The 6,552-nt window shown below is 70.8% G+C and carries 7 protein-coding genes; all 7 read right to left on the reverse strand.

Going from position 1 to position 6,552, the window contains the following annotated elements:
* A partial coding sequence (locus ABD54_RS24690) for a HemK/PrmC family methyltransferase (protein ID WP_047871940.1) occupies positions 1–582 on the reverse strand: 582 nt, incomplete at its 3' end.
* A complete protein-coding gene (gene prfA / locus ABD54_RS24695) occupies positions 579–1,649 on the reverse strand; it encodes a peptide chain release factor 1 (RefSeq protein WP_047871941.1) in 1,071 nt (356 codons plus the stop codon). The genes ABD54_RS24690 and prfA, both read right to left, overlap by 4 nt.
* A 109-nt stretch (positions 1,650–1,758) precedes the next feature.
* A complete protein-coding gene (gene rpmE, locus ABD54_RS24700) occupies positions 1,759–1,968 on the reverse strand; it encodes a 50S ribosomal protein L31 (protein ID WP_013151378.1) in 210 nt (69 codons plus the stop codon).
* Between the two features lie 13 nt (positions 1,969–1,981).
* Entirely contained in the window at positions 1,982–2,497 is a 516-nt protein-coding gene (locus tag ABD54_RS29635) for an L-lactate permease (protein WP_047871942.1), read from the reverse strand.
* Positions 2,458–2,766 (reverse strand): L-lactate permease, encoded by a 309-nt coding sequence (locus ABD54_RS29640; protein WP_047871943.1) that lies wholly within the window; start codon positions 2,764–2,766, stop codon positions 2,458–2,460. Before ABD54_RS29640 ends, ABD54_RS29635 begins: the two co-directional genes overlap by 40 nt.
* A 273-nt stretch (positions 2,767–3,039) precedes the next feature.
* Positions 3,040–5,028, reverse strand: a complete 1,989-nt coding sequence (gene rho, locus ABD54_RS24715; RefSeq protein WP_047871944.1) for a transcription termination factor Rho — start codon at positions 5,026–5,028, stop codon at positions 3,040–3,042.
* Between the two features lie 440 nt (positions 5,029–5,468).
* Positions 5,469–6,407 (reverse strand): homoserine kinase, encoded by a 939-nt coding sequence (gene thrB, locus ABD54_RS24720; RefSeq protein ID WP_047871945.1) that lies wholly within the window; start codon positions 6,405–6,407, stop codon positions 5,469–5,471.
* Between the last annotated feature and the right edge of the window lie 145 nt (positions 6,408–6,552).

Genomic DNA, 6,552 nt, shown 5'->3' on the forward strand with positions numbered 1-6,552 from the left:
GGTGGGGACGTAGGGGGGGTTGCTGATGAGCAGGTCCACGCGCCCGTTGAGCCGGGGGAGGGCGGTGCGCATGTCGCCGTGGTGGGAGGTGACCCGGTCGGCGTGGCCGCTGGCGTCGATGTTGCGCCGGGCCCAGGCCAGGGCGTCGGGGTCGACCTCGACCGTGTGCACGCGCGAGCGCGGCACCTCCTGCGCGATGGAGATGGCGATGGCTCCCGAGCCGGTTCCGAGGTCGACCACCAGGGGGTCGGCGACGTCCATGGCGCGCAGGGTCTGGATGGCCCAGTCCACCATGATCTCGGTCTCGGGGCGGGGCACGAAGACACCGGGTCCGACGCGGAGTTCGAGGTAGCGGAAGTAGGCGCGGCCGGTGATGTGCTGGAGGGGTTCGCGGGCCTCGCGCCGGGAGACGCACTCCCAGTAGCGGGCGTCGAAGTCGGAGTCGGCGACCGTGTGCAGCTCCCCTCGACGGACACCGTGCACGAACGCCGCGAGTTCCTCGGCGTCGGCGCGAGGTGAGGCCACGCCCGCCTCCGCGAGTCTGCGCGTCGCGCGGGCGACCTCGTCGAGCAGGACGTTCATGACGACTGAGCCGCTTCGAGCCTTTCCTTGGTGTCCGCGTCCACCAGGGCCTTGACGACCCCGCCTAGTTCCCCGTCGAGGACCTGGTCGAGGTTGTAGGCCTTGTAGCCGACCCGGTGGTCGGAGATGCGGTTCTCGGGGAAATTGTAGGTGCGCACGCGCTCGGACCGGTCCACCGTGCGGACCTGGCTCTTGCGCTCGGCGGCGGCCTCGGCGTCCGCGCTGGCCTGGGCCTCGGCGTAGATGCGGGCGCGCAGGATGCGCATGGCCTGCTCCTTGTTCTGGAGCTGGCTCTTCTCGTTCTGGCACGAGGCGACGATGCCGGTCGGCAGGTGGGTGATGCGCACCGCGGAGTCGGTGGTGTTGACGCTCTGGCCGCCGGGCCCGGAGGAGCGGTAGACGTCCACGCGAAGGTCCTTCTCGTGGATCTCGACCTCGATGTCCTCGGCCTCGGGGACGACCAGCACACCGGCCGCGGAGGTGTGGATGCGGCCCTGGGACTCGGTGACGGGGACGCGCTGCACGCGGTGCACACCGCCCTCGAACTTGAGCATCGGCCACACGCCCGCACCGGGCTCGGGGGTGCCCTTGTTCTTGAAGGCGATCGTGATGTCCTTGTACCCGCCGAGGTCGGAGTGGGTGGAGTCGATGACCTCGGTCTTCCAGCCCTGGCGCTCGGCGTAGCGCAGGTACATGCGCACCAGGTCGCCGGCGAAGAGGGCGGACTCCTCACCGCCCTCGCCCGCCTTGACCTCCATGATGAGGTTCTTGTCGTCGGCGGGGTCGCGGGGGACGAGCAGGACGCGCAGGCGCTCGGTGAGGCGCTCGGCCTCCTCCGTCAGGCGGTCGGCCTCCTCAGCGAAGGAGGAGTCCTCCGCGGCGAGCTCGCGCGCGGCGTCGATGTCGCTCTCGACCCCCTTGAGCGCGCGGTAGGTCTCGATGATGGGGGTGAGCTGCGCGTAGCGTTTGCCCAGCGTGCGCGCCCTGGCCTGGTCTGCGTGCACCTCGGGGTCGGCGAGCTGCTGTTCCAGCTCGTAGTACTCCCCCAGTAGGTCGTCCAGCTTCACGTTAGCCCGTCCCCGTCGTGTTGTGCCTACCTCGCCTGTCCGTCTCCCCCTCGGGGGTCAGCCTGGTCCCGCGGGGCCGGGTGAGGGCCCCGCGGGACGGCGGGCGGCGCTACTTGCGCTTGCCGAAGCGCTTCTCGAAGCGGGCGACGCGGCCACCGGTGTCCAGGATCTTCTGCTTGCCCGTGTAGAACGGGTGGCACTCGGAGCACACCTCGGCGCGGATCTTGCCCTCGGTGACGGTGCTGCGTGTGGTGAAGTGGGCACCGCAGGTGCAGGTCACCTCGGTAGCGACGTACTCGGGGTGGATGTCGGCCTTCATGTGTGTCTCCTCATCAGGGGCGCGACCGCCGGACGCATGACTGGCCGGGCCGCCAGGGGGCGGGTCGGTCGTCGTGGGCCATGCGCGAACCGGTGTCGCGGCGATCCGGGTAACGGGGCGGCGGGCCCCGCCGAAGCAGGGGCGGGCCACTCCCCGCCACCAGTTTGCCAGACCCACAACGTTGCCGGGACCAGTACCTATTCCTCCCCCTTCCGGCGGCCTCCCTCCGGGCGGTTACGGCGGTGCCGGAGGCGGGCCCGTTCGCGTCGGCCATGCGCGTGAGGAGGACGAGCGCGGCCAGGAAGGCGAGGACCGGGAGGAGCGTGACGGTGCCGGTGTCGGGGCCGAGCCCGCAGACGAGGACATAGCTCACCGACCCCGCCAGCAGCACGTAGTAGGTCATGGGCAGGAGGCTCTGGCGGATGAGGTCGCCCTCGCGCCCGGCCAGGCCGACCACCGCGGAGGCGGCGACCACGTTGTGCACGGTGATCATGTTGCCCGCGGCGCCGCCCACGGCCTGGGTGGCCACGACGGTCTCGGGCGGGATGCCGATGCGTTCGGCTGTGGAGAACTGGAAGAGGGGATGTAGAGCAGACCGATCGCGAGGATGAGCCCCTGGAGGGTGGAGGCCGCGATCGCGACCCAGTCGGTCCGCCAGAAGAGGACTGCGACGGTGACCACGACGACGTATCCGGCGGGCATCGCGTACACGGCGGGGAGGCGGAACCCGACGAGCAGGACGCCGACGAGGACGATCGGGGCGAGCGCGAGGAGGCCGAGTAGGGCGAGGTTGTCCATCCGGGCGGCTCCCTGGTGGGGGACTACTCGACGGCGCGACCCTGAATCGTTTTCCTGTCGCGGGATACATCCTTCTGTGATCCGCAACACAGTAGTGATCTTTTTCGTCTCGCGAGCCGCTTCTTCCGCTATTCGAAAGGAGAGAGGTGGCGGAAGCAGCAGATCGGGCCCGGCACGCGCGGGACTCCGCCGGAGCAGGCGCGCTCTGCGCGGACACGACGAAGCCCCCCTCCCGGAACGGGAGGGGGGCCTGCTTCGACCGGGGGTCGCGGGTCAGCGCTCGGGGCCCACGGTGGTCTTCTGGATCTGGAGCAGGAACTCGGCGTTGCTCTTGGACTCCCTCATCTTGTCCAGGAGCAGCTCGATGGCCTGCTGGGTGTCGAGCGCGTGCAGCACCCGGCGCAGCTTCCAGACCACGTTGAGCTCCTCGGACGACATGAGGATCTCCTCCTTGCGGGTGCTGGACGCGTCCACGTCCACCGCCGGGAAGATCCGCTTGTCGGCCAGGCTCCGGTTGAGCTTGAGCTCCATGTTGCCGGTGCCCTTGAACTCCTCGAAGATCACCTCGTCGGCGCGCGAGCCGGTCTCGACCAGCGCCGTGGCCAGGATGGTCAGCGAGCCGCCGCCCTCGATGTTGCGGGCCGCGCCGAAGAAGCGCTTGGGCGGGTAGAGCGCCGTGGAGTCCACACCGCCGGACATGATGCGCCCGCTGGCCGGGGCGGCCAGGTTGTAGGCGCGGCCCAGACGGGTGATGGAGTCCAGCAGGACGACGACGTCCATGCCCATCTCCACCAGCCGCTTGGCGCGCTCGATGGCCAGGTCGGCGACGACCGTGTGGTCCTCGGCGGGCCGGTCGAAGGTCGAGTGGATGACCTCGCCCTTGACCGTGCGCTGCATGTCGGTGACTTCCTCGGGCCGCTCGTCGACCAGGATCACCATCAGGTAGCACTCGGGGTTGTTCTCGGTGATGGCGTTGGCGATCGCCTGCACCACCATCGTCTTGCCCGCCTTGGGCGGGGAGACGATCAGGCCTCGCTGGCCCTTGCCGATGGGCGCCACCAGGTCGATGATGCGCGTGGTGAGGATCTGCGGCTCGGTCTCCAGGCGCAGGCGCTCCTGGGGGTACAGGGGGACCAGCTTGGAGAACTCCTGGCGGCCCCGGGCCTGGTCGGGCGACATGCCGTTGACCGAGTCCAGACGCACCAGGGCGTTGAACTTCTCCCTGCGCTCACCGTCCTTGGGCTGGCGGACCGCGCCGATGATGTGGTCGCCCTTGCGCAGGCCGTGCTTGCGGACCTGGGCCAGGGATACGTAGACGTCGCTCTGGCCGGGGAGGTAGCCGGTGGTGCGCACGAAGGCGTAGTTGTCCAGGATGTCGAGGATGCCCGCGACCGGCAGCAGGACGTCGTCCTCGCCGATCACCGGCTCCGGCTCCTGGCCCCCGCCGCGTCCGCGGCGGTCCCGGCGGTCCCGGCGGCGCCCGCGGCGGCGTCCGCCGAAGTCGTCGTCGTCGCCACCGCCACCACCGGAGCCGCGGCCCTGGTTCTGGCCGCCACCACCCTGCTGGGCGTTGCTGTTCGCGTTCTGGTCGTCACCGCCGCGGTTGCGGTTGCGGCGGTTGCGCTGGCGCTCGCGACCCTGCCCGGACCTGTTGTCACGGTCCTCGGCGGAGTCGGGGCCGTTCTTCTGGGGGGTGCTGGATGTCTTGGTCACGCTGCTCGCGGAGGTAGTGGATTCGGCGCCGTCCACCGCCCGGGGCTGGTCGCCGGACTCGTCACCGCGTCGGCGGGACGAACGACGACCGCGGGAGGGCTTGTCGCCCCGCCCGCCCTGGGGGTCGGTCACGGCCTGGTCCGACGGCTGCTTGTCCGCGCGCTTGCGCGGGGCCTCGTCCGAGCCCGGCGTCTCGGGAGCCTCGGCCCGGCCGTCGGTTGCCTCGACCTTACCGGCCTTGGACGCCGTCTCTGCGCTCTTTGCTGTTTTGGCCTTCGCGGGGCCGCCGACCGGGCCGCCCTGCTTGGCCTCGATCGCGGCGATGACGTCGCTCTTGCGCATGCGCCCCGTACCGGTGATACCCAGGCTGGACGCGAGCTTCTGGAGCTCGGGGAGCTTCAGGGCCGCGAGACCGGTGCCGCGCGACGCCGTGCGGGACCGCGAGGGCGTGGCTGTCGGCGCGCCATCGCCAGCCTCCGTCACGGAAACGCCGGTGGTGGCTTTGTCTTCGACCGCCGCGTCCGTTCGGAGTTCGGTGGTGTCGCTCACTAAGGGTCCTTCCCAAGGAGCGGGCGTCGGCCGTCAGCGGGTGCTGGAGCGGCCGGCCCGGTGGTGCGAACCGGCAGGGCCGGGTAGGGCGTGCCCCACGTGGATGTTCGGAAACCGGCGTGAAGGCGGTCCCGTACCCAATCGCGACGGGCTCTGGGTACAGCCAGACGTCGGGGCGGATGGCTCGGTGGTGTTGCCCGTCCATCGTGGAGACACGCTCATCCGAGGAGGAGCGGGCTGCGATGACGTTGGCGACAGTCGCGGAAGAACCGCGGACTCGACACGTCGGCCGCCGCTTCCGGTTGGTCGTGGGACCGGACCACCGGAGTATGGGACGCGAAGGCCGTTGTGGCGGATGAGCACTCGCCCCGCAACGGGGCATCTGGTGCTTCACCTAGCCTAACACCACCACAGGCCACGGCTATTCCTCGACACAGGTGCTACGGATGGGGAGATGGGGACCGCACCCCCGCCAGCTCCACGAGCAGGGGGCGTATGTCCCAATTCTTACCCGCCCTCCGGCGGATCGAATCAACCTGGTCCGCGATTTCCGGCGAATCCGCGGACGCCTCCCCCGCACCCGTGGAGCACAGGACGAGGACCGTCGGCCCCGCCCCGGAGACCACCGCGGGCAGTTTCTCGTGTTGCCGCAGGTCACGGATGAGGTCGAGGGTTTCCGGCATGGCCGGGGCTCGATAGGACTCGTGTAGCCGATCCCGCGTGGCCGCGTACAGGGCCTCGGGATGGCCACAAACGGCCGCGGTCATCAGCGCGGCGCGCCCGGCGTTGAACGCGGCGTCGCCGTGGGGCACCATCTCGGGCAGCAGCCCGCGGGCCCGCTCGGTGGACAGCCGCCACTCGGGCACGCACAGCACCGGCACGACGCGGGGGTCCGGGGCCAGGGACACCGCGCCCCAGCGGTCGCCGTCGCGGTAGGCGACCGTGTAGCCGCCGTAGACGCAGGGGGCCACGTTGTCGGGGTGGCCCTCGATGTCCGCGGCGATCTGGTAGACGCCGTCGCGGTCCGCTCCGCCGTCGGGTCCGGTGCGCCCCAGCAGGGCGCTGGCGGCGGCCACGCCCCCGACGATCGCCGAGGAGGAGGAGCCCAGACCGCGCGCGTGCGGGACTCCGTTGACGCATTTCAGGTCGAGTCCGGGCAGTTGCTCCCCGGACCGTTCGAAGGTCTCGCGCATGGCGCGCACCACGAGGTGGCGTTCGTCGAGGGGGACCTCGTCGGCGCCCTCCCCCTCGACGCGCACGCGCAGCTCGCCGTCCTCTCGGAGGGAAGCCTCGAACGTGTTGTACAGGCGCAGCGACAGGCCCAGGGCGTCGAAGCCCGGCCCCAGGTTGGCGCTGGTGGCGGGGGCCCGGACGGACACCCGGGTGGGACGTGATGGGCTCACGGTGGGTTCCTTCGGTGTTCCGGGCAGTTGCTCCCCGGACCGTTCGAAGGTCTCGCGCATGGCGCGCACCACGAGGTGGCGTTCGTCGAGGGGGACCTCGTCGGCGCCCTCCCCCTCGACG

The organism is Nocardiopsis sp. RV163, from assembly GCF_001029525.1.
Classification (GTDB): Bacteria; Actinomycetota; Actinomycetes; order Streptosporangiales; family Streptosporangiaceae; genus Nocardiopsis; species Nocardiopsis dassonvillei.

Coding starts and splice junctions, on each gene's coding strand:
- ABD54_RS29640 (WP_047871943.1), bottom strand. CDS start 2,766: ATGGACAACCTCGCCCTACTCGGCCTCCTCGCGCTCGCCCCGATCGTC.
- rpmE (WP_013151378.1), bottom strand. CDS start 1,968: ATGAAGGCCGACATCCACCCCGAGTACGTCGCTACCGAGGTGACCTGC.